This is a genomic window from Microcoleus sp. FACHB-68, from assembly GCF_014695715.1.
GTDB lineage: Bacteria > Cyanobacteriota > Cyanobacteriia > Cyanobacteriales > Oscillatoriaceae > FACHB-68.
This window is the reverse complement of record NZ_JACJOT010000008.1, coordinates 284,314-306,092: the sequence shown is the minus strand read 5'-3', so window position 1 is coordinate 306,092 and position 21,779 is coordinate 284,314. Positions and strand designations below refer to the sequence as shown.

The 21,779-nt window shown below is 45.9% G+C and carries 20 protein-coding genes; 11 read left to right on the top strand and 9 right to left on the bottom strand.

The window, feature by feature from the left end; all coding sequences use genetic code 11:
• Window positions 1-35: 35 nt before the first annotated feature.
• Window positions 36-1,241: a hypothetical protein gene (locus H6F73_RS10380; protein WP_190758703.1), complete on the bottom strand. Its 1,206-nt coding sequence runs from the start codon at window positions 1,239-1,241 to the stop codon at window positions 36-38.
• Between the two features lie 768 nt (window positions 1,242-2,009).
• Here H6F73_RS10380 and dacB point away from each other — a divergent pair.
• Window positions 2,010-3,515 (top strand): D-alanyl-D-alanine carboxypeptidase/D-alanyl-D-alanine-endopeptidase, encoded by a 1,506-nt coding sequence (dacB, locus tag H6F73_RS10375; RefSeq protein ID WP_190758702.1) that lies wholly within the window; start codon window positions 2,010-2,012, stop codon window positions 3,513-3,515.
• 116 nt (window positions 3,516-3,631) lie between these two features.
• Here dacB and H6F73_RS10370 read toward each other — a convergent pair whose 3' ends face one another.
• Both H6F73_RS10370 and smc read right to left on the bottom strand, forming a co-directional pair.
• Window positions 3,632-4,645, bottom strand: a complete 1,014-nt coding sequence (locus H6F73_RS10370; protein ID WP_190758701.1) for a PRC-barrel domain-containing protein — start codon at window positions 4,643-4,645, stop codon at window positions 3,632-3,634.
• 139 nt (window positions 4,646-4,784) lie between these two features.
• A complete protein-coding gene (smc, locus tag H6F73_RS10365) occupies window positions 4,785-8,447 on the bottom strand; it encodes a chromosome segregation protein SMC (protein ID WP_190758700.1) in 3,663 nt (1,220 codons plus the stop codon).
• An 83-nt stretch (window positions 8,448-8,530) separates the two neighbouring features.
• Here smc and H6F73_RS10360 point away from each other — a divergent pair, with 83 nt between their 5' ends.
• The gene (locus tag H6F73_RS10360) at window positions 8,531-8,818 is read left to right on the top strand and encodes a hypothetical protein (RefSeq protein ID WP_190758699.1); all 288 of its coding nucleotides are present in this window, start codon (window positions 8,531-8,533) and stop codon (window positions 8,816-8,818) included.
• A 271-nt stretch (window positions 8,819-9,089) separates the two neighbouring features.
• Here H6F73_RS10360 and H6F73_RS10355 read toward each other — a convergent pair whose 3' ends face one another.
• From H6F73_RS10355 to H6F73_RS10340, 4 genes are all read right to left on the bottom strand, one after another.
• The gene (locus H6F73_RS10355; protein ID WP_190758698.1) at window positions 9,090-10,697 is read right to left on the bottom strand and encodes a DUF262 domain-containing protein; all 1,608 of its coding nucleotides are present in this window, start codon (window positions 10,695-10,697) and stop codon (window positions 9,090-9,092) included.
• A gap of 398 nt (window positions 10,698-11,095) precedes the next feature.
• Window positions 11,096-11,377, bottom strand: a complete 282-nt coding sequence (locus H6F73_RS10350) for a type II toxin-antitoxin system mRNA interferase toxin, RelE/StbE family (RefSeq protein WP_190758697.1) — start codon at window positions 11,375-11,377, stop codon at window positions 11,096-11,098.
• Window positions 11,358-11,597, bottom strand: a complete 240-nt coding sequence (locus H6F73_RS10345) for a hypothetical protein (RefSeq protein WP_190758696.1) — start codon at window positions 11,595-11,597, stop codon at window positions 11,358-11,360. The genes H6F73_RS10350 and H6F73_RS10345 overlap by 20 nt, the downstream gene beginning before the upstream one ends.
• 142 nt (window positions 11,598-11,739) lie before the next feature.
• The gene (locus H6F73_RS10340) at window positions 11,740-11,964 is read right to left on the bottom strand and encodes a hypothetical protein (protein WP_190758695.1); all 225 of its coding nucleotides are present in this window, start codon (window positions 11,962-11,964) and stop codon (window positions 11,740-11,742) included.
• A gap of 9 nt (window positions 11,965-11,973) precedes the next feature.
• Here H6F73_RS10340 and H6F73_RS10335 point away from each other — a divergent pair, with 9 nt between their 5' ends.
• From H6F73_RS10335 to H6F73_RS10325, 3 genes are all read left to right on the top strand, one after another.
• The gene (locus H6F73_RS10335; RefSeq protein WP_190758694.1) at window positions 11,974-12,255 is read left to right on the top strand and encodes a hypothetical protein; all 282 of its coding nucleotides are present in this window, start codon (window positions 11,974-11,976) and stop codon (window positions 12,253-12,255) included.
• Window positions 12,256-12,288: 33 nt separating this feature from the next.
• Window positions 12,289-13,098, top strand: coding sequence for a methyltransferase domain-containing protein (locus tag H6F73_RS10330; RefSeq protein ID WP_190758693.1), 810 nt, complete (start codon window positions 12,289-12,291; stop codon window positions 13,096-13,098).
• 218 nt (window positions 13,099-13,316) lie between these two features.
• The gene (locus H6F73_RS10325) at window positions 13,317-13,916 is read left to right on the top strand and encodes a hypothetical protein (RefSeq protein ID WP_190758692.1); all 600 of its coding nucleotides are present in this window, start codon (window positions 13,317-13,319) and stop codon (window positions 13,914-13,916) included.
• 148 nt (window positions 13,917-14,064) lie between these two features.
• On the opposite strand, the gene H6F73_RS10320 is transcribed toward H6F73_RS10325, so the two are convergent.
• A complete protein-coding gene (locus H6F73_RS10320; protein ID WP_242072410.1) occupies window positions 14,065-14,493 on the bottom strand; it encodes a hypothetical protein in 429 nt (142 codons plus the stop codon).
• 513 nt (window positions 14,494-15,006) lie between these two features.
• Here H6F73_RS10320 and H6F73_RS10315 point away from each other — a divergent pair.
• The gene (locus tag H6F73_RS10315) at window positions 15,007-15,732 is read left to right on the top strand and encodes a hypothetical protein (RefSeq protein WP_190758691.1); all 726 of its coding nucleotides are present in this window, start codon (window positions 15,007-15,009) and stop codon (window positions 15,730-15,732) included.
• 88 nt (window positions 15,733-15,820) lie between these two features.
• Here H6F73_RS10315 and H6F73_RS10310 read toward each other — a convergent pair whose 3' ends face one another.
• Window positions 15,821-16,219 (bottom strand): hypothetical protein, encoded by a 399-nt coding sequence (locus H6F73_RS10310; RefSeq protein WP_190758690.1) that lies wholly within the window; start codon window positions 16,217-16,219, stop codon window positions 15,821-15,823.
• A gap of 481 nt (window positions 16,220-16,700) precedes the next feature.
• Here H6F73_RS10310 and H6F73_RS10305 point away from each other — a divergent pair, with 481 nt between their 5' ends.
• The 5 genes from H6F73_RS10305 (at window position 16,701) to H6F73_RS10285 (ending at window position 21,777) form a co-directional block, all read left to right on the top strand.
• Window positions 16,701-17,258 (top strand): cupin domain-containing protein, encoded by a 558-nt coding sequence (locus H6F73_RS10305; protein ID WP_190758689.1) that lies wholly within the window; start codon window positions 16,701-16,703, stop codon window positions 17,256-17,258.
• A gap of 36 nt (window positions 17,259-17,294) precedes the next feature.
• Complete coding sequence (locus H6F73_RS10300; protein ID WP_190758688.1) at window positions 17,295-18,455, top strand: RuBisCO large subunit C-terminal-like domain-containing protein; 1,161 nt, start codon at window positions 17,295-17,297, stop codon at window positions 18,453-18,455.
• Complete coding sequence (locus H6F73_RS10295) at window positions 18,445-19,329, top strand: endonuclease/exonuclease/phosphatase family protein (protein ID WP_190758687.1); 885 nt, start codon at window positions 18,445-18,447, stop codon at window positions 19,327-19,329. Before H6F73_RS10300 ends, H6F73_RS10295 begins: the two co-directional genes overlap by 11 nt.
• A 131-nt stretch (window positions 19,330-19,460) precedes the next feature.
• A complete protein-coding gene (locus H6F73_RS10290; RefSeq protein ID WP_190758686.1) occupies window positions 19,461-20,096 on the top strand; it encodes an HAD-IB family phosphatase in 636 nt (211 codons plus the stop codon).
• Between the two features lie 64 nt (window positions 20,097-20,160).
• On the top strand, window positions 20,161-21,777 hold the full coding sequence (locus H6F73_RS10285; RefSeq protein WP_190758685.1) for a WG repeat-containing protein: 1,617 nt from the start codon (window positions 20,161-20,163) through the stop codon (window positions 21,775-21,777).
• Window positions 21,778-21,779: the final 2 nt, after the last annotated feature.

The window sequence follows — 21,779 nt, the reverse complement described above, 5'->3', positions numbered from 1 at the left end:
TTATTTGCATTCTGCTCAGGCACGAAAAAAACAAACTAATTAGAGACTGGCACATTTTTAAATGCCGCTGTTTCTGGGACAAAGATATCCAGACTTTTCACATTCTCTGGCACTCTCAGCCAGACATAAGCATCTGCCGACGCATTAGGGCGCAGTTGGGATAAAGAAACCGAGCCGGTTGAGTGTTCGACCAGATCAACCGCTTTATAAGATTCGGTGGTTTGCGGGTTACGGGCGGCTGTTTCTCCTACACCGATAATGTCTGTCGCCGCTACTTGATCCGCACTGCGGCGAATTCGCATCTGCACATTGACTACATCACGATTTCCCGTTTCTGGATCTTGAATTCGCTGGACAGAAAGCAGCTCAACTTCTCCTTTTGTGCCGTAGGCTTGTTGGACAAACTCGCCCGGTTTCAGTTCCGCACCGGCTTGAGGCGCTGCAGCGGTAGGACTCGGTGATGGAGTCGCGGCGGTTGTTGCCTGCGCTGCCGGTGTTTTACTAGCGGCGCTAACAGGCGGTTTCGGAAGTGGGGAGGTGGCCGTCGTAGATGTGCCAACAGAAGGATTGGCTAAAGAACTATTTTGTGGGTTAGTTCCTTGCCCTGCCGGTGCGATCGGAACTTTTTTAAACACACCGACGTTTTCGATAACGACATCAATCACATTCACCGTTGGGGGGACATTCAACACCGCATACCCTTCCACCGGCTGCCCGCGACGCAACTCAAATAAAGAAATTAATCCCGATGAGCGATTTAGGGGATCGATGGGTTGGTAAGTATCGAAGGTGTCTGAATTACGAGCGCTTGTTGCCCCCACGTCAATAATTTCACCGGCAGCTTCATCCGCAAGACGATCGACTCGCATCTCGACCCGCACCTCTTCAGCTTTTCCGGGAACTCGTCGCACAGAAAGTAATTCAACTCTTGCCTTATCTCCAAAAGCCGCCACTGCAAATTGTCCCGGTCGAAGCCCACCCGTATTAACTGCCGGTGGGGGAACCGGCGTTTCTAGAAGCGGGGGAGGGGAGGTGGTTTCTACTGTATTATTCACTGCAGGGCTGACAGGTTCGTTCACCCTATCGCCTTTCATGGCTTGATACAGTAAGAACGCACCGCCGGCAAGCAACAGCACCAGTACCGTTGCCCCGCCCGCCAAAAAGCTGTTTAAACTGCTGCCACGACGTTTACTTTCGGGGGTTCCGTTAGACGTTTCAAGATTTTGATTGCGTGTTTTCATAAGCTCAGTCTAACCATGAGTATTCTATAGTCTTGGCTATCCTAAAGACTTTACATACAACCGGGCAGTCTGTGCCCTCTGCCATAAGAGAGAATTATTTTTCTTGGGGATTTTTGTTAAAAAAAACTTAAGCGCTTCTCCCTCGCGTCTGAGCAATTGCGCCAATAATTTGCCGGCTCGATCCCCAAAGCATTTGAAAACACACGAGTAAGCAAAAACAAAAAACTAATTGATCGCTTCGGATAGAGGGTTTCCTCTGCACCCCTTTTTTTTACTTTCACCTTAACTGCCGCTCGCTTGCTCAAATGATCTGCACAGCCGGTTAATAAAACTTGATTTTTTCGATTCAAACCGATTTAAAACTCTTCTTTTATTAGACAATTTTGAATACTTGTTTAAAGATATTTCTTGCATGAATTTGTCTACCCATCAATTTTATTTTGTTTTATCTAGATGTTTTGTGTTTTTGAAACCCTACTAATAAAATTTATCAAAAGTCTGCTAAAAAATTCTAAGTTTTAGAGGAATGCTGAAAGATAACAATTAAAATCGGCTCGATAGCTTATTTGATTTAGATCCACAGCGAAGACCGGCAAGACATTTCATCTCAGTGTCTTTGCAGCCGGAAGCCTTTTCTCAAACACTTTAAGTCATTGGAAACTCATTTAAATTTACGCCGGCTTTTTACGGGAGTGAAGCTGTAATGTGCGAAGTTTATAGGGCAGATTCCTCCGCCGTATAGTTCAAAAATACTTTCTAATATTTCCTATGATTGTTAAATGGATGGCAAATTTCGCTCAGCCCATTGGTGCGCTGCTGCTAATTCTGGGTTCGCAATGGGCAGGGGTGCCGGCATCTGCCCAGACGCAAAAAACACCACCAGCAACGCAGCCGATCTGTCCGGCGCAGTTGCCCGATGCGATTGATGCCATCGCTAACCGCCCCCAGTTCAGTCGGGCGCGTTGGGGAATTCTCGTGGAACCGCTTTCCCCCACAGATGGCCAAACGCTGTACAACCGGCAAGGAGAAGACTATTTCATCCCGGCATCCAATGAAAAACTGCTTACCACTGCTGCTGCTTTGGCGAAACTGGGGACTCAATTTCGCATTCGCACCTCGGTTTATGGAACTCCCGTCAATGGAGGAGAGGTGTCTTTGCGGGTTGTGGGGCGCGGCGATCCCAGCTTAACGGATTCCCATCTGGCGAGTTTGGCGCAACAGCTGAAGAGTCGGGGAATTCGCCAAGTCGGGCAGATGGTTGTTGAGGATGGTTATTTTCAAGGGCAGCCGGTGAACCCGAATTGGGAATGGGAAGATGTGCAAGCCGGCTATGGTGCGCCGGTGAATAGTTTAATTGTTAATGAAAATGCGATTAATTTGACGCTCTCCCCCCAAGCTGCCGGTCAACCCTTACGCGTCACTTGGGATGATCCCAAAGAAGCTAGGGGGTGGCGAGTTGAGAACGATTCGGTGACGGTTGGGCCAAATGAACCGGAGTTTTTAGAGGTAGGGCGCGATTTCAGCCGGCCTATCTTGCGAATTAAAGGTCAGTTGCGTGCCGGCGCAGAACCGGAAGAGGTCGCTGTCGCAATTGTCAACCCCGCAGAAAACTTTTTGCAGCGCTTCCAGCAAGCATTAGCAGCCGAGGGAATTGCTGTGGGGCGAGCACAAATCGCCGCCGGCACCCCAACTGCCGGTGAAGTGGAGTTAGCGGCGGTTGAATCCCCGCCGTTGTCTGAACTGGTGATGAAGACGAACCAGGAGAGTAATAATCTGTATGCAGAGGTGTTGCTGCGTTCCCTCGGTACCGTTGCCAAGGCAGATGCAGCGATGGCCGGCAAAGATACCGCAGATGCCGGTTTAGAAGCGATCAAAGCCACCTTAACTCAATTAGGTGTTAACGCAGAAAGCTACGTCCCAGAAGATGGTTCTGGGTTGTCCCGTCATAACTTAGTCAGCCCAGAAGCTTTGGTGCAAACTCTTCGGGCAATGGCAAATTCAGCGGCAGCAGAGATTTATCAAACTTCATTGCCCGTTGCCGGTGTCAGTGGCACTCTCACCTATCGTTTTCGCGATACAACCGCCCAAGGAATTGTTCAAGCGAAAACCGGCACCGTTACCGGGGTTTCAGCGTTGTCAGGATATGCCCGCCCGCTGAACTATCCGCCTTTAGTTTTTAGCATTATCGTGAATCAATCTCATCAATCTGCCGGCCAACAGCGTCAAGCAATTGATGAGATTGTACTGTTATTGACTCGTTTGCGTTCTTGTTAAGGGAATTGGGCATGGGGCATGGGGCATGGGGCATAGGGCATGGGGCATGGGGAATGAGGAGTGCCGAGGGGCATTTTTCTTTACTTCCCTCGTCCCTCGTCCCTAGCCCCTAACCTCTAGTACCCTGTTTCCTCTTCGTACTCTGGCAGCTTGGTTTTCTCTGGGATGTTGAGGCGGGGGGCTTGATAAGGCTTGGGTGATTCATCATCTGCCCAGGCATCGGCCTCTATATCCTCGTACTCATACTCTTCTTCGTACTCGTCCTCGTAGACCTTGGCTGGAGTGTAGCCGCGATCATCGTATTCTTCCTCGTACTCGTCCCGCACGGAGGCTTCGCGCCAGTTTTCTTCTTCTTCTAGGTCTTCTTCGTAGTAAATCGATTCAGACGGTTGCTGGCGTAGGGAGGGGCGGACGATAATCGGTTCGGGTTGCGGTTCTTCCCAATCATCTTCATCCCAGGCTGCTTGCACCACCGGCTCGCTTCTGCGAACGGGTTCTGGGGTGCGGAGGGGGATGCCGGTGCCCAATTGGTTTTCCGGTCGGGCCACCGGCGCATAATAAGTTTCTTCTTCTTCCCGTTCCCAAGGCGCTTGGCCAATGCCCAAACGTTCTAGGACGCCGACTGTTAATTGAACGAGGCGTTCTTCTGCCCCTTCAAAGACGATCAGCCGGTTTGGGCCACTGCTGACAATTTCCTCGATCGGCAGTTCGTAGGTACTGATTACTTGGTCGGGAATCAGCGGAACGCCTATCGAAGCCAGGATGAGGGAAACGACAGTGCCGGTGTCTGTGTTGAATTTGAAGCCGCGCACTTTGCCCAACAGTTCGCCGGTTTCGGTGATCACTTCGCTGCCGATCAAACTGCTGTAGGCGTCAACGTCAATATCTTCAATGACGTTTTCATCCTCAACTAAAATCACGTCGCCCATCTGCCGGATGCTGGTGAGGAGCATAAACCGGGGCATTCCAGCGACCGAGAGCAGGTTGTCTCGTAAACCGAGTGCCACAACCTCCCGCCGATCAATGTCTACTAATAGCTCCTTAACCACCCCTAGGCGCTTGCCGGTGGTGCGGGTGATCACTTGGGTATTTAAGAGGTCTGAGCGTTGCCGGATTTGTTCAGATGTCATTCTTGCTCGAGTCCTGCTCTCGAATCCTAATATTGTCCTTTGTATCTTTGTCTGAGTGTCCTTTGCCGGCTTGCAGCGATTTTTGGTCGCTCACCGATACCCTGGACTTCAGACTAATTACATAGTAACTGTAAAAAAATCACACAGATGCACTTTTAGACTGTAGGTTCAGTCCAATCACTTGCGTGTAGGCTCCCCTGGCTTGCGTAACGCCAATGGTACGCTCAGAAGATTCAATCATAGGCCGGCGGAGACTGACGACAATAAATTGCGCCTGTTGTGCTTGTTGTTTGATCATTTTAGCTAATCGCTCTACATTTGCTCCATCTAAGAACATATCAACTTCATCAAAAGCATAGAACGGAGACGGGCGGTAACGTTGCAGGGCAAAGATAAAGCTGAGGGCGGTGAGGGATTTTTCGCCCCCAGACATGGATGCGAGGCGCTGCACCGGCTTCCCTTTGGGGTGAGCGACGAGATTCAGGCCGGCACTGAACGGATCTTCGGGATCATCCAGTTGCAGGTAGCCATCCCCGTCGGAAAGTTCGGCAAAAATCGTCTGAAAGTTTTCGTTAACGGCGTCAAACGCTTCTTTAAACGCACGCAGCCGCAGGGTTGTGAAGTTTTCGATCCGCAACAGCAGTTCCGTGCGTTCGCCTTCTAATGTTGCCAATTTCTGACTTAATTCATCCAGACGTGTTTGCGTACGCTCATATTCCTCCAGCGCCAGCATATTCACCGGCTCCATTGCTTGCAAGCGTTTTTGCAGGGATCGCACGTCTTGCTGCAAGGCTGAAAGGTCTTTGGCATCGACTTTTTCCGGGATTGCCGGCAGGGGATCGGGCAATTCCGCCTGTTTCGCCTGCAATTCTTCATGCAGGGTTTCCAGTTTTTCCCGACGCGCTTGCTGGTTTTCCTGGTGTTTTTGCAGCTGCCAGTCCCGCTGTTGTTTAGCCAAATGTCGCTCTCGCAGTTGAGACTCTGCCAGATCCCGCGCCTGTTTCTCTTCCCCTAACTTCTCTTCTAACAAAGCTAGTGATGCTTTTGTCTGGACAATTTGCTGCTGTAGTGTTAAGTGCTGAGTGGTGAGTGCTGAGTTTTGCTGTTGTTGGGTTGAGCGCTGGGAGTTATATTCTTCCAGCCGTTGGTGGCTTTCTTGAATTTTCTCTTCTAGACGCTGGCGCTGATTTTCCAAGTCTTGCAGAGTTTGCTCAACTGAGCGTACGGCTTTTAGGCAGTCATTAACTTTGGCTTCTTGAGCACGGATGCTGACTTGGATTTGCTGCCATTCACTATGCGTTTGCGATTGTTCAAGTTCGGCTAAGGCTTGCCGGTGTTGTTGCAGTTGAGCTTCTTGCGCCGGCAACTCGACTTCTAAGATATATAGCCGGCCTTGGGCGTCGGATAGCTCTTGGTTATTTTTAACCAGTTGCAACCGCAATTGTTCTTGTTGTGCGGTTAAATTTTTGATTTCTGTTTGAATTTGCTCAGATTTTAACTGGCTTTCCCGCTGCTGCTGTTTGGCTTCGATTAACTCCTGATTTCGCGCTTTTACGGCTACGGTTGCTTGGGTAATGGCTGCCGTGCAGCGTTCTAAAATTTGCTCAATTTCTTGCAAACGGGAGCGTAAGGCCGGGATTTCGCCGGATTCAGTTGCAGTGCCGGTGCCAAAGTGCAAGCGTGAACCGGCACTGCCGGTGCTACCGCCGGTCATTGCGCCGGTGCTTTCGAGGATATCGCCTTCGAGCGTAACAATGCGAATCTGGCCGAGATAGCGACGGCCATTGTCTAAGATGTCGAAAACGGCGGTATTTCCGAAAACATAGGCAAAAACGTCGTCATAGCGGGGATCGCAATCAATTAAATTGATCGCATAGTCAATGAATCCCAAGGCTTGGTTTAACTGATTCAGCGGGGAAAACCGGCCTGGGCGAATTTTATTCAGGGGGAGGAAGGTGGCACGACCGGCTCGTTTTTGTTTCAGCAATGCAATCGCGGCGGCGGCAACGCTATCATCTTCTACGACTAAATTTCCCAAACGCCCCCCCGCAGCGGTTTCCAAGGCTAACTGAAAGCGGGGTTCGGTGCGTCCCAACTGAGCAACTGAACCACACACGCCTCGGATGCCTGCGGCGGTAATCACTTGGCTGGCACCCGTGCCGGTTGCTTCTTGCATGGCTTGGGCTTGGGCTTCCAGTTTATCAAGCTGGCGCTGTTTTTCCCGCTGTTCGCCTAGCAGGCGCTTTTGGGTTTCTTGCTGGGTTTGCAGTTCTTGTTCAGCAGCAGCAACCGCCTGGGTTAAAAATTCAACCTGCTGCTGGGATACGGGATGGCGCGTTTGTTGGTTATCTGCCAGATGAGCTTGTTTGCCGGCAAGTTCTGCCTCCAAGGTTTGCAAGGATTGGCTTTGCTCTTGGAGTTGGCGTTCTAGCTGATCGGCACGTTCCCGCAGTTTTGCTTGTTCGGTGCGCTGGGGATTGAGGCTTTGCTGTAGAGTTTCTATCTGCCGGTGTAGTTCGGTTTGCTGTTGCACCCAGGCTTCGGAGGCGTCGGCGCTTGTTTCAGATTTTACTCGCAGCTCGTTAAGGATTTGCTGGGCTTCATCCCGTTCTTGTTGCCGGCTGGCGAGGGCTTTTGTCTCTAGAAGATGCTGTTGGGTAAGTTGTTCGAGAGTTTGCCGATATTCCTTGACTTTTTTCTCAGTTTGTGATAAGTAATTTTCTGTTTCCCGTTGGGCGGTTTCCAGTTCTTGCCGGCGGTTTTGCAGTTGCCGGTTTTCCGCTGCCTGACTGGCTAGGGTAGATTGCACCGAGAGGAGTTCTTCTTCTCCCAAAGCTTTGACGCAAGCGTTAAGCCGGTCGAGTTCTGCCGTTGCCTGAGAAATTTCTTCTGTAAGGGTGCTAATTTGAGCGGTAAGGTCGTTGCAAGTGCGTTCACCGGCTTCGATATGTTCTCGAAGTTGCCACTCCTGCTGTTGCAGCTGACGCCACACGAGGACAATTTCTAATTGTTCTTTTTCGTGGAGTTCTACTCGCAGCTTTTGGTATTTTTCCGCTTTGCTGCGATCCGATGCCAAGCGATCTCGCTGGGCGATCAGTTCTTTTTCGACAATACGGCTACGTTCTTCGTGTTCTTTAACTTCGTCTAACTTTTCTTTAGCCAGAACTATTTTTCGATCAAAAGCTGCAACGCCGGCGAGTTCGTCAATAATCTCTCGCCGTTCACGGGGGTTCATGGAAATGATGCTGGTGACATCCCCCTGGAGTACAACGTTGTAGCCTTCTGGATAAATTCGCAGCCGGTTGAGTTGTTCGTGCAGTTCCGTGAGGGTGCAGGGGCTGCCGTTGATGTAATAGTTGGAGGTATAGGTGCCTTGTTTGGTAACGCGAAGTTTGCGCGTCACACTCCACTCACTGGTAGAAGGGGGAGAGGGGAGTGCCGGTGGGGGAGTTTCTTCGGTTTCGGCGCTTTTCCCATTCCCATTTTCCGTTTCTCCCCAGAATTCTTGATCCTCTTTTTCTTCTAGGAAAGCCGGTTCATCGGTGAGATCGAAGGTGACGGTGACGCTGGCTTCGATTGTACCGCGCGGGTTTTGGGTGTTGTTGACCAAATCGGGCAACCGTTCTGCCCGCATCCCTTTGGAGGTGGAAAGTCCGAGGGCAAACAGCAGTGCATCGAGAATATTTGATTTGCCCGATCCATTGGGTCCCGAAACGACGGTAAACACCGGCAGCAGCGGAATCGCTGTTGTGCCGCCAAAGGATTTAAAGTTGGTGAGTTCCAGACGCTTGATGTGAACCATGTTGGCTGGGTGGCCAGGTTGTGAGCGAGACTTAAAGGATTATTAATTAGTTTAACGATGCTGTATAGGTTAGCACGGTCTTTATGGGGAGCGAAGAGGGTTTGAGCCGGCTGCCGGTTGCCGGTGTCTGGGTTTGTCGCATCTCAACTAGCCCGAAAGCTCAGCCTTTGGCTATCGTCCACTTTTATTTCAAGAGAACTTTTGCGATTAGCCTGGTTAATTTTCGAGCCGGTTTGCGAGGTGCTATTGACAAGGTGCTGTTGAAGTTGCTGCAAGATCTAATACCAAATCCTTTTGGTATAACTCCTTTCACCCAAGCCAAAACCTTTGCTCCAAGAGGATTTGGTCAATCTGTAGGGTGTCTGTCATAACCGGATTTGGTATAAGGTTTACCCGAATTGGTATAGATTATGAACCCTGAAATGCTTCATCAAGCTAGAGAAAAGGTTGAAGCAACCGGCTTGCAAAACATCGAACTAACTAAGCAGATGCGGCATCCCTAAGCTTTAGATATAGGGGTTTTGATGCCATCTTTTGCTCTAATCAACTTGTACTTTTGATTAACATTCCTACCAGTTTGCAACAGTGATATCTCAAAAATAAATGTATGAGCAGATAGCTAGACTAAAAGAACTTTACAAACTAAACAATCTCGGACAATTCTTTTGCTTTTTGCAGTAGCAATTCAGCTCTTAATTTTAGAAAGCTATCGTAGTCATCTGTGAACGCATTGGTATGGCAAAAATGTGTTGCTATTATTTTCTGGAAAGTTTGCGAATCAGCAGGCATTAATGTCCGGTATTGGCTAGGTGGTTTATTTTTGATTTTATTGTTGTCCGCTCTGGCAAGCAATGAAAAGTTTGCTAAACAATTGATTTGCTCATCTTTATACCTGTTCAACTTTTCTAAGTAATCTTTGGGGAAAATATGATGGAACTCATTTCGATTACCTTGGGATAAAACCTTTTCCAAAGATATACTCGTACCTGAAATAAAATTTAACGGTTTTCCTTGTGCTAAAAGAAGAATAAAGGTTTTTGTTGCAACTGTACTCATCCGAAAGGAGTTTTTGAGAAAGAAGCTAGTTTCTAAAGACACGTCAAAGTTTTCAAGTTTATGAGGTTTTCCAGCCTTAAGATTTTGTACTTCTGCCAAATCTACATCGGTACTCTTAGCTCCCCCCCTTGCATATCTTTGAGAAAAACAGGCACGCCAAAACCATCTCTTGATAGCTTGATTTTGCTCATGAGGTACAGGCGGTGGCTGTTTCTGTGAAGACGCGAAGAAAGATGATAAAACGGCTAATATGTTTTCCATTGGTAAAAGCTTAAGAGAAAAAACATTTAGCTCATCCTTCAAAAAGTCAATAGCCCTAAATATGCCTGTATGAATTTCATCAAATTTTTCTCTAACGGCACTACCAGGAAGTTCCAAAAAATCTTCTGGATCTGCACTATTCATTACTACCGCAGAGCAGCATTTTAGAAGTAGATCTGAGCCAACCTGTTTAAAGCCGAATGGTTCCAATTTTTCAGCAAGTTCTCTAAACTTCTCTTGCAAGTCAAAATCTTCACTCCAGTTCCACACAGATAAAAGCTGAAAAGTATCTAATTCGATCCCTTGCCTATTAATCCTCTCAAAAACGGTTGCAACATATTTCCGTTCTTCACTTTTAAACAGTTGTACAGGAATCTTAGCATCATTAAATTTGTTATACAAATCCTGTATTTGTTTTCCTCTCTGTATTGCTGAATCACGATTTGAATTCTCTGCTAAAAATTGCAGCAAATAATCAGGATTAAAAAGATCCTTTAGAGGGAAAAATTTTGTAGCATCATAATTTTTATAATCTTCCAAATATTGAAACGGAACAGATTCTTTGCTATTGAATTCAAAGAATAGATTAGTCCAATCAGTCTTTTCACCATCTTCAGCAGTAAGAGAATTTTGAAATATTCCAAAAATAGAAGTTATTCTCTGTTGTCCATCCAGCACATAATCTATTGGATACTCTGGATCATTACTATGAAGTTTATAAGGGCCAAGATTTCTTTCAGTTTTTAAAGGGGTCTTAGTTCTCCAAATTAATACAGAGCCAAAAGGAAAACCTTTATAAATACTGTCTATGAAGTAGCAAACCCGGCTGGGTTCCCAAACAAAACCTCGTTGAAAAGACGGAATTCTAATCCTTCCTCTTTCCAAATCATTGATTAAATCTTTAATACTAATAGAGTCGTGAGTGTCAGCCATAGAGAGTTAATATGAAGCTAGCTTTATATTTATAGCATAGCGACATCCCAATCCTCAACCTCCTCCAGCTTACCCAACTCCTACAAAGCTAACTCACCAAAACCAACCTCGACCAAACCCTCCAACTCCTCTGAAGTGCCGGCACCTTGCTTCGATAACTGCGATAACCCTGCCGCCGGCATCTATCGGCAACTCATCAAAAACTCCACTGCCCTAAATCCACAGAAGGCAAACCACGCACCCTCACAGAACTCAAAATTGACTTCGACGCTACAATCTGCCTGATTGCCGGCACACCTCATCCCACCATCTTACCCCAAGATCCCCGCCTCATCCAAACTATTATTACTTGGCTTCAACGCACTATTTTAGAAATCTAATCTATAAGAGGTTTCAAATTAATAAACTTCATCATGGGAGCCAAGATCAACTAAAACAATCAGAGACTCTTCTGATTCCTCGTCTTGAGAAAAAGTGAAGATAATCCGACAATCATAAGCAACCGAACAAGACCATAAGCCCTCCAAAGAACCTGTTAATTTATGAGATTTTAAAGAAGGCGTCAGATGATCAATACTTAATAAAGTCAGCACATTAATAATCCTGTCGCTCATTTCAGGATTCTTTTTTATAAACTTTCTAAAAGCACGTTTAAAACGATTATCCCAAACTATCTTCATCGTCTTTATCGTCCAATAAATCTGCAATTAAATCATCTACACTTCCTTTTTTTGCTGTTCCTTCTTTTAAAAATTCTAAAGTAGCTTTAGCATTGGCAGCAATTTCCAAACGTCGCTTTTCAATTCTTCTTTTTTTGATGAGTTCAAACAAACTATCTTGCTCTTCAAAAGAGAGCTTTTCAATAGAATCTATAATTTCGTGAAAAGATATGTTGCTCATATATTTCCTCCTAGTTCTTCACGAAGGTATTGGTTCAGTAACAGTTTCTAAAACGCAATTTTGATGATTTAAAGTTATAGGTACGCAGGGAAAAACATTAGCTTCTCCTGCTTGATTCCTTCGTTCGATAAAAGGAAATCGTTTAGCATTTCGCATTTTCTGTCGTTTTTTCTTGTTCTAATAAGCTCATTAATTTTTGAGCAGCTTCACTATAATCATAAGGCGACCAAGCACGATAAGGAACGCCATTATCTAAGAACTTTAAACCTTCTTCTTTCGCTAATTCAGCGGTTAAAAACTGCATCACTTCAACCTTCTCAGCATGGGATAACTGGCGAAGTTGAGCCAATAATTCAGGATTTGACATAAAACAACCTTGAATTCATTTTTCCATCTTACTACTACCCGAAGGATTCCACCAAACCCTCCAACTCCTCTGAAGTGCCGGCAGCTTGCTTCGATAACGTCTCCGCCGATATCTACCGGCAACTGGTCAAAAAATACTTCCTACAGTGGGATAGACACCCCATTCTCATCTTCTAGGTCGCCCCTACACGCCGCACCCCAAGGTTTTAGCCAAACTTTTCTGGATACCCTCACCGGCTTCACCGGCACCCTCTGCCTGATCACCGGCTCACTCCACATTGAAGTAATATAGCGATATTCAGAAAGATTGCCACTTCAAAGAGTTATGGATGCTTATCAGCAGTTGGTCATAGAACTTTACAATTCTAGAACTGCCTATGATCGGGAGGAAGGAACTCGCCATCCGCTTGAAGCCAAACTTCTACTTGAATCTGTCCCAATTCAGAAGGGGCAGAAAATCCTTGATGTTGCGACTGGAACGGGTTTAGTTGCGATTCCCGCCGCTGAGAAAGTTGGTTCAGAGGGTTATGTCATTGGCATAGATATGACCCCTGGAATGCTTCATCAAGCTAGAGAAAAGGTTGAAGCAGCCGGCTTGCAAAACATCGAATTAATTGAGGCAGATGCGGAATCTATAAACTTTAGTGATAGTAGTTTTGATGTCATCTTTTGCTGTGAGGCATTTGTCCTTTTTACTGACATCCCTGCAAGTTTGCAAAAGTGGTATCGCTTCCTTAAACCAGGAGGGTTTGTTGCATTTACCTCTCCGCCAGAAACGGCTTATTTAGCAGATGTTTACAAAAGTATCTGCACTAGAGTTTTGGGTGTATCGCTGTCACATATCCTCGAACCACTTGGCACTCCTAAGAAATGTCAAAGTTTGCTCCAGCAAGCGGGTTTTAGAGATATCCAAATTGAAATTGTGCCATCAGGCCGGCATCGTAGTTTCAGTGATGACAAGTTATCAGGGAAGGTGATTAATTTAAGCTTTAAAGGCAATCCACTGCTGTCTAAACTGTCACCGGAACAATTAGAGCAGTTCCAAGTTGAGTACAGCGCCGAAATTCAGAGACTCGCAACGGATCAGGGAGTCTGGGAAGATACGACAAAATTCTTGGTTCGCGCTCAAAAGTAGGAGGATGGGCGGGGCAGTGTCTGTTTGTGATGATTGCCGGCATAACCTTTAAAAAGAAAGATTATAAAAAATTTTAATCGAATGAACAATAGCTTTATAGCTTAACTTTATTTAAATAAAAAATCAAAATGAATTAGTTTAAAAGGCAAACTTTCCGTGTTACTTAGCGCCATAGAAAATCCATTAAAATTGAGAAATTTAGAAGAATAAACAAAACCATGAGTGGACTGAAAACAGATATGAATGCCTTGCCGATCCCCAGGCAAGGGCTACTGGGAATCTGGGACTTAATTGTTGGGCCTAGGATGCCCGTATCAGAGATATTGTTAGGGCTAATTCCTTCCCTTCTAGCTGCGGTTACCGTGCCCCTTTATGCAGTTATCAATGAACTCGGATGGAATGCAGTGCAACTGATTATTGCTGCGATCATTGCTTTCGATCTAGTGGGTGGGGCGATAATCAACGTTACCCAAACGACTAAGAATTGGCACCATAAGCCAGAACACGGGTTTAAATATCACTTCTTGTTTATCGCATTCCATCTTCACCCAGCGGTCATCGCCTGGTTATATATAGGGGGGGATTGGGCATACTTTTTATTGGCCTATAGTTACCTGATTATCGCAGCAACTATCATCCTTCTCTCGCCCCTCCCCCTCCAGCGTGCAGAATCAATTTTGTTGTATATGGGCTGCATTGTACTGCACAATTACGTTCTCGCAAGAGTTCCTGGAATGGAGTGGTTTCTTCCTATCTACTTTTTAAAGTTGTTGGTTTGTTATTTACCGCAAGAACCTATCAGCTTACCCAACCGCTAAACCAAATCAGCAAGACTTAGCAGAGACTTTATTTCTGCTTAAGCGAATCGTGTCTTTGAGTGTGCCCAAACAGAATCACCCGCCTGGAATTTCATGCTAGGCGGGTGATAGCGTTATTGTGAGAAATGAATTAGACAGAATTTTTAATTTAGATCAGACCTGGACCCTTGGGACGCGTATCGCGATCCATTGTCAGCTTTCCGTCTTCGTCTTCGTTGGCGTCTTTGAGTTCTTGAGCGTGTTCTCTTTTGAGGGCTTCCTCTTTTTCACGCAAGTCACCGGGTTCGTTGATGTACATTTCCGGTTCAATGGCAAAGTTATCAACCAAACCTTCTTTGTCTACTGAGTAGCCGGAGGTGGTGTCGATGCTCTCTGGATCGGTTTGATCGTCGGTTTTGGCGGCTTGATCGTTTTCTTTGGAGGGAGTGCGTCTGAACGTATCATGCTCCCGTTCTTCGCGGGCAGCGACTTCAGCCGGGATCAGTCCTCTATCGTAGTGCGGGGTTGTTGAAGGACTATCGATTAAAGGATTCTCATTAGCTTCATGCTTAGAAACTGGCTTTTTTTCTATTGTCATATCTCTGTCCTCAAGCAATTTCATTTTCATTGATATTAATAAACTTAACCTTGGGATCGCTAACAGGTAAACTACCTTTGGGTGTAGATTGTGATTGATTGCTGTTGTTGAAACCTATGTTGAAACCTATCTCAGCAAAATTATATGGCCTTGCCTGTTTTAAATAAAATCGAGTGCTATGTAACGCTGAAGTAGAAGAAGATGAATTCTAAAAGCGGACAGTGGCGTTATTTAACACTTCACAGAACTTTCGCCTAAAATAAACTTGGGAAGACTCAACAGTTGCCGAGGCCCTATTCAGGAAGCTATTATCTTTTATTAGTACAAAATATTAACTTGCATCCCTCTTAAGATAGATATTATTAAAATATTGCCTCTATCTAAAGATGGAAAGAGTTTGTTGCCAGAGAGGGGTTGAGATTGTAGAGATTAGCATAGAAGCTGAATGCTGAGAGTTCGGCTCAAGCTACAATAACGCCGTTGCCTCAATAAGTATCAGTAAAAGTTTTATTTATGCTTTACTTTCTCTTTGCGGCTGGGCTAGCCATTGTTCACCTTTTCTCAGGCCGGCTGCGTTTTCTTGATAGCATTCCTCGCCATCGCTGGCTTTCATTTGCCGGCGGCGCTTCTGTGGCTTATGTTTTTGTTCATATTTTCCCCGAACTTAGCGAGGGACAACAGACTGTTGAGAAGACAAATATTTTTATCCTTGGCTTTTTAGAACACCATGTTTACCTCATAGCTTTGTTAGGATTTGCCGTATTTTACGGGTTGGAACAACTGGCAAAAGTGTCACGCCGGCAGAATCTGGAAGAAGGAAACGCAGATGTGACAAGTCAAGAAGTATTTTGGCTGCATATTGGTTCCTTTGCTGCTTATAACGCTTTAATTGGATACCTGGTTGTTCACCGCGAGGAACCGGGCTGGCTCAGCCTTTTCTTCTTTTTTATGGCGATGGCTTTGCATTTTCTGGTGAACGATCACAGCCTGCGGCAACATCACAAATCCACCTACGATCAATTGGGTCGTTGGGTGTTAGCATCTGCAATTCTTGTGGGGTGGGTAATGGGGCTGGCTATTCCCATTCACAAACCTGCACTGGCGCTGCTTTTTGCTTTTTTAGCCGGCGGAATTATTCTCAATGTCATTAAAGAAGAATTACCAGAACAACGTCAAAGCAAGTTTTGGGCATTTGCCTTGGGTGCAGTTACCTATGCAATGTTGCTGGTTGCTGCTTAATTACTGTTAAGAATTATGCGGTTAATTGGCATTATTTAAATTAAAACTTTTACAAGTTCATTTTATTGGGCTTAACCTTGTGTTTTATTTAAATTTGTAAAAGTTCATCTTCTTTTGCAGAGCGGCCTATTACAGTTAAATAATTGGTTTCATTCTTGATCTCTTCTAGAAATTGTTGAAGACCCAAGATCGATTGAATATTGCTGGTTTTAATGGCGAGTGCAATTCCTGGAGTGACTTGCACTCGAATTTGAATGTTTGGCCGGTAAACTTGCAAGGGGTTATCTTTGGCTTGGGCTATACAATTTTGTATGGCAATTCTTGCTTGCGGCGACTTAAAGTATTTCTCCACAACAGAACGCGGAAGATGAAGTGGTTTTACGTCACAGCCAATCACTCCTGACATATGAACGCCCAGCACTATCATGCTTTCATCATTATTGACGCTTTGCGTTCTTTTTTTCATTAATTTAAAAGATTGCATCATTGTAAAATTACACTCCTGAAAAGGTGTTTTGTAACGGTTATCGGATGGAAAAAGATCGGGGTTTTAAATAAGCTGTTGCTAGAAAACAGACTTAAAAGACTTTGTTTTCCCCAACACTGCTCACTAGGACGTTCATTTCAGTTATCTTGTGCCGCTTTACATCAAAGTTTTTTTGAAAGATATTGATTTTATTCTATACAAAATCCTGTTAAAGAGTCTGGTTGTTTCTTGGATAAATCAGCTGAAAAGCAGGCCAGGTTTGCGGAGTCCTTTATCGGTGCCGGCCACATCCTGTAGGGCTACCGTCCAAAATCGATATTCTTAAGAATTGTGAAGCGGTCGTTGCCGCACTCGATTTAAACCCAGCGCCGGCCAACCATTACAGCATCTAAACTCGATAAACCAGGGAAATTTTTGATACAGTTGTCAGTGTTCCGCTCAGCCCACTGAGCTTATCCCCACAACTAACCGGAGGTGCGCTATGGCCATTCTACAACTCGAAAATGGCACCCAACTCACGGATCTGATTGAGATTGCCGCTGAATTAGCGCCTTTAAATATTAAGCTCAGCCGGTGGCCGGTGGGGGAAAATCCCGAAACTCGCGCCCTGCTTGCCAAAGATGTGCTGGGTGATGCTGAAAAAGAGCAATTGTTGCAAAACCTTGATGGCTATTTCGAGGAACTTCAACGCACCGATGGCTATCAATCGCGCGACCTGATTGTACTGCATCCAGAAATCCCCAATCTCGACACCTTGCTGTCAAAATTCAAGCCTTGCCACACTCACGCGGATGACGAAGTGCGCTACATCATCGCCGGCGAAGGCGTGTTTGGGTTTGTGCGCCCGGATGGCAGTCAGGTGGAACTAACCGTGCAGCCTGAAGAGTATATCAACGTACCCGCCGGCACGGAACACTGGTTTTATCTCACAGAAGGACGCCGCATTAAAGCAGTGCGTTACTTTATCGGCACCGAGGGATGGACGCCTGAGTACACCGGCACCGAAATTCGCCTCCGTCCTCTGGCAGTTGCCGGTTGATCAATATCATTGCACCTGACACCTGACAATTGACCGATGACGATTGAAGTAGACTACCGCTTTCCTCCCGGCATCGATGCCTCACGACAAGCCAAAATGATTGCAGTTGGGCAAACTGCCGGCACTTGGGATGCCCGTTTTGCCCACCGTGAGGAGTCGCTGCGTTCGCATTTAGCTGAAGTTGTTGCCGTCAGCAGTGAACCGACTGGGCACAGTTTAGCGACGATCCGTTTTCCCGTGGCGAATGTCGAGAACGACATACCCAGTCTGCTAACGATGATTTTCGGGAAATATTCGATGGCAGGTGCGGCAAAAGTGGTGGCGGTACGGCTGCCAGAGGGTTATGGCACACGTCCCAAATTCGGGATCACCGGCATTCGGGAACGTCTGGGTGTGCGTGATCGGCCTTTAATTATGGCCATTTTTAAACCGGCTTTGGGTCTTTCTGCTGAAGATCATGCCGCGATTTTAAAAGAGGTGGCCGGTGCCGGTCTCGATATTATTAAAGATGATGAAATCATGGGCGACTTGGCCGGCGCACCCACGTTGCAACGCTTGCAAGCTTGCCGCAAAGTGCTGGATGCGGTGAAGCGAGAAACCGGGCGTACCGTGCTTTATGCGGTGAACGTTACCGGCAAAAACCCGGTAGAAATGGCGAAACGTCTCGTTGCAGAAGGTGCGAATGCACTGCTGCTGAACGTGCTTTCCTACGGCTTTTCAGTCTTGGAACAACTGGCATCTGATCCGGAAATTGACGTGCCGGTTTTTGTGCATCCAGCCCTTGCCGGTGCCCTGTGTGCCGCCCCTGAACATGGCATGGCTTACTCGGTGGTGTTGGGGACGCTGATGGCTTATGCCGGGGCAGATGCGGTGCTCTATCCCGCCCACTATGGCAGTTTGCCGTTTGATGCGGGGGAGGAAGCCCGAATTCGGGATAATTTGCGGGTTCGCAATGTTTTTCCCGTTCCCTCCGCCGGCATCCATCCCGGAATTGTCCCCAAAGCGCTGGCAGATTACGGGCAGCAGGTAATTCTTAATGCCGGTACGGGGATCATGGATCACCCAGATGGGGCGGCAGCAGGGGTTCAAGCTTTCTTTGAGGCGCTGGAATGGTGGGGAGAAGGTAAAGCGTTTGAGCTAGAGTCTTTACCAAATGGCCCCTTGCGCCGTGCCGTTGAAAAGTGGGGTGCAACCTGAACGAATGAAGTTAAGTTTGGGAAAACAACTAACCCCACAAAAATTTAACCAAAAAAAACGGTCTTGGGTGGATAATGCAGATGCCGGTGTTAATATTACCGCTACTCAATTAACGCTGGTTACTTATAATGTTTGGTTTTCAGAATATTACCGCAAAAACCGTTGCGAAGCTTTACTGCAAATATTACATGATTGCGATGCCGATGTCATCAGTTTGCAAGAAGTCACCCCCAGCTTTTTGAAAATTCTTTTACAGCAAGAATGGGTAAGAAATAATTACTATATTTCTGACGCTAAAGGGGCAACCGTTACTCCCTACGGGGTGTTATTTCTGTCGAGAATTCCCATAAGCCGGTTATCTTTTTATAAATTACCTAGCGCCATGAACCGCACATTATTAATTTCTGAACTGTGTGTGAATGGAGAAGTTATTAAAATTGCAACCGTACATTTAGAAAGTCAAAAATCTTCCGCCTCTCTTCGCGCCGAACAGCTTTCTTTAATTTTTCCCCTCATTCAAGATTCACCTCATGCTTTGCTCATGGGAGATTTTAACTTTTGTTCTTCTTGGAAAAGCGAAAACGATAATATTGATAGCAGATACCAAGATATGTGGGCAGTTTTGAGAAGCGAAGAAGCCGGTTACACGGAAGATACAGATATTAATATTATGAGACTTGAGCGAAAAGGAAAAGAAAGAAAAGTCCGCTTTGATCGAATCTTTATCCGCTCAGATTCGCTCAATTGGCAACCAGATTCGATTGAAATGTTGGGAACAAAGCCAATTTCTCCCAAATACCCAAAAGTCTTTCCTTCTGATCATTTCGGTTTAACCGGCAGCCTCCTCTGGCAATCCTCCCCAATCAAAATTTAAAAACCTAATCACCAATAGAATAATCCATCTGCGTTAATCTGCGTTAATCTGCGGTTAATTTAAAAATCCATATTTTCCTAACTTTAATTCCCAAGCTATGAGAAAATATAAAAAATTTTAACCAACCAAAAATGAAACGAATCGTTTTCTGTGACTTTGACGGCACCATCACCGCAGAAGAAACCTTTGTTGGAATGCTCAAACACTTTACCCCCGAACTTTCCGCCAAACTCATGCCCGAAATGTATGCCTTGCGATTAACATTGCGAGAAGGCGTGCGTCAACTTTTAGAATCTATCCCCTCACAAAGATATCCCGAAATAATTGAATTCGCCCGCGCCAAAGTGATGCGCCCAGGTTTAGTCGAATTACTTGATTTCTTGGATGCAGAAGGAGTGCCTTTTGTCGTCGTTTCCGGAGGAGTGCGGGGGATCGTACAAACGGTGCTTGAACCCCTGTTAAATCGCATCCATGCCATTTATGCTGTAGATGTCAAAACGAGCAGTGAATATCTGCAAGTACACTCAGATTTTGAGGGAGAAACAGAGTTACTGGCAAAGGTGCCGGTGATGGCACAATATCAGGCTGATGAATTCATAGCAATTGGAGATTCAGTTACAGATTTAAATATGGCGATGCAAGCATCTCTGGTTTTTGCGCGAGATCGTCTTGCAGACTATCTAGATGAGCGGCAAAAAGCTTATATTCCCTGGAATGATTTTGTTGATATCCGGAAACAGTTGACCAGCCGGTGGAAAAATCATTAAGTTTTAGAGAAAGCCCTATCAGCTTCTATCTAAAATGCCAAATATAACTTTCTAATCTAACCTTATGGCATCTTCCTTTTCTGACATCGAAAAGCACTGGGCGCAAGCGTGTATTTCCCAACTGCAAACGCTAAAAATAGCTGGTGGCTACCCAGATGGCAGCTTTCGCCCCGATGCAACCATTACCCGTGCAGAATTTGCTGTTTTGATGTGCAAAGCGTTCCCGAATATAGAAAAAAAACGCAACGCTATTACCTTTAAAGATGTGCCGGCAACTCACTGGGCTTACGAAGCGGTTAAAACGGCTTATGAAAAAGAATTTTTTACCGGCTATCCTGATGGCACCTTTCAGCCGACGCGAAAACTGCAGCGAGTACAAGCATTGGTAATCTTAGCAAATGGGCTAAAATATACCGCCCCTGCAAATTCTTCGGAAATTCTCAAGAGATATTATGAAGATGCAATGCAAATTCCTAACTACGCCATCAATGCAGTCGCGGCAGCAACCGCAGGACTTTTGGTTGTTAACTATCCTAATATTAAACAGCTAAAACCGAATCAAGATGCAACGAGAGGGGAAGTCGCTGCGATGCTTTCTCAGGCATTACATCTGTCGAATACAGTTCCCAAACAGTATGTTGCCGGCAGCGAGTTATTTGCCATTCAGCCGCAATTTTATTGGGCGGCTTCCTTTTCAGAAGGACTAGCAATGGTAACAGTTAATACCAAATCTGGGTTTATTGATAAAACCGGCAACTTTATCATTCAACCCAAATTTGATCACGCCGGTTCCTTTTCTGAAGGGTTAGCGCCGGCGAAATTAGGCGAAAAATGGGGTTATATCGATAGAGCCGGCAACTTCATCATTCAACCTCCATTTACTTCTGCCAGTTCCTTTGCCGATGGATTAGCCCCCGCAAAAATAGGCGAAAAATGGGGTTATATCAACAAAACCGGCGACTTCGTCACTCCGCAGCAATTTGATGCGGCTGAAGCTTTCTCCGATGGGATGGCGCGAGTCAAAATTGGCGAAAAATACGGCTATATTAACACCACCGGCACTCTCGTTATTCCGCCCAAATTTAGCCTCGCTTATTCCTTTTCCGAAGGGTTAGCCGCTGTCTACGCACCTCCTGAAAGAGAAGGCGCTCTTTCCCAGTGGGGGTATATTGATAAAACGGGGAACTTTGTTATTGAGCCACTCTATAGCTTTGCTTATCCTTTTTCCGACGGCTTAGCAAATATCGGAACCGGCTATATTGATAAAACCGGAAATTTTGTCTTTTCTTCCCAACAACTTGAAGATTCCCGCTCATTTTCAGAAGGGCTAGCCGCAGCGAGAGTGGGGGGAAAATGGGGTTATATCGACAAAACTGGAAAGCTCGTGATTCAGCCGCAATTTTATGGCCCTAAAAACGCTATAGAAGCTGAAGCCGCACCCTTTTCGGAAGGGTTAGCGCTGGTAAGAATCGGCAACAAAGCCGGTTTTATCGACAAAACCGGCAAATTTGTATTCCCAGCACAATTTGACAACGCTTATTCGTTTTCTGATGGCATGGCACTGGTAAATGTGGGCGGAAAATGGGAAACTACTGTAGGATACGATTCCTCTGCCAATCCAGTGGTTGAAACCAATTTCCGGGGCGGCATTTGGGGTTATCTTCGCAATCCCCTTAAGTAATA

Bases quoted from the DNA above. Each gene is read 5' to 3' on its own strand.
- H6F73_RS10340 (WP_190758695.1), bottom strand. From the start codon at position 11,964: ATGTCAAATCCTGAATTATTGGCTCAACTTCGCCAGTTATCCCATGCT.
- H6F73_RS10305 (WP_190758689.1), top strand. From the start codon at position 16,701: ATGGCCATTCTACAACTCGAAAATGGCACCCAACTCACGGATCTGATT.
- H6F73_RS10350 (WP_190758697.1), bottom strand. From the start codon at position 11,377: ATGAAGATAGTTTGGGATAATCGTTTTAAACGTGCTTTTAGAAAGTTT.
- H6F73_RS10310 (WP_190758690.1), bottom strand. From the start codon at position 16,219: ATGATGCAATCTTTTAAATTAATGAAAAAAAGAACGCAAAGCGTCAAT.
- H6F73_RS10320 (WP_242072410.1), bottom strand. From the start codon at position 14,493: ATGACAATAGAAAAAAAGCCAGTTTCTAAGCATGAAGCTAATGAGAAT.
- H6F73_RS10345 (WP_190758696.1), bottom strand. From the start codon at position 11,597: ATGAGCAACATATCTTTTCACGAAATTATAGATTCTATTGAAAAGCTC.
- H6F73_RS10285 (WP_190758685.1), top strand. From the start codon at position 20,161: ATGGCATCTTCCTTTTCTGACATCGAAAAGCACTGGGCGCAAGCGTGT.
- dacB (WP_190758702.1), top strand. From the start codon at position 2,010: ATGATTGTTAAATGGATGGCAAATTTCGCTCAGCCCATTGGTGCGCTG.
- H6F73_RS10300 (WP_190758688.1), top strand. From the start codon at position 17,295: ATGACGATTGAAGTAGACTACCGCTTTCCTCCCGGCATCGATGCCTCA.
- H6F73_RS10330 (WP_190758693.1), top strand. From the start codon at position 12,289: ATGGATGCTTATCAGCAGTTGGTCATAGAACTTTACAATTCTAGAACT.
- smc (WP_190758700.1), bottom strand. From the start codon at position 8,447: ATGGTTCACATCAAGCGTCTGGAACTCACCAACTTTAAATCCTTTGGC.
- H6F73_RS10380 (WP_190758703.1), bottom strand. From the start codon at position 1,241: ATGAAAACACGCAATCAAAATCTTGAAACGTCTAACGGAACCCCCGAA.
- H6F73_RS10290 (WP_190758686.1), top strand. From the start codon at position 19,461: ATGAAACGAATCGTTTTCTGTGACTTTGACGGCACCATCACCGCAGAA.
- H6F73_RS10355 (WP_190758698.1), bottom strand. From the start codon at position 10,697: ATGGCTGACACTCACGACTCTATTAGTATTAAAGATTTAATCAATGAT.
- H6F73_RS10315 (WP_190758691.1), top strand. From the start codon at position 15,007: ATGCTTTACTTTCTCTTTGCGGCTGGGCTAGCCATTGTTCACCTTTTC.
- H6F73_RS10370 (WP_190758701.1), bottom strand. From the start codon at position 4,645: ATGACATCTGAACAAATCCGGCAACGCTCAGACCTCTTAAATACCCAA.
- H6F73_RS10360 (WP_190758699.1), top strand. From the start codon at position 8,531: ATGGGGAGCGAAGAGGGTTTGAGCCGGCTGCCGGTTGCCGGTGTCTGG.
- H6F73_RS10325 (WP_190758692.1), top strand. From the start codon at position 13,317: ATGAGTGGACTGAAAACAGATATGAATGCCTTGCCGATCCCCAGGCAA.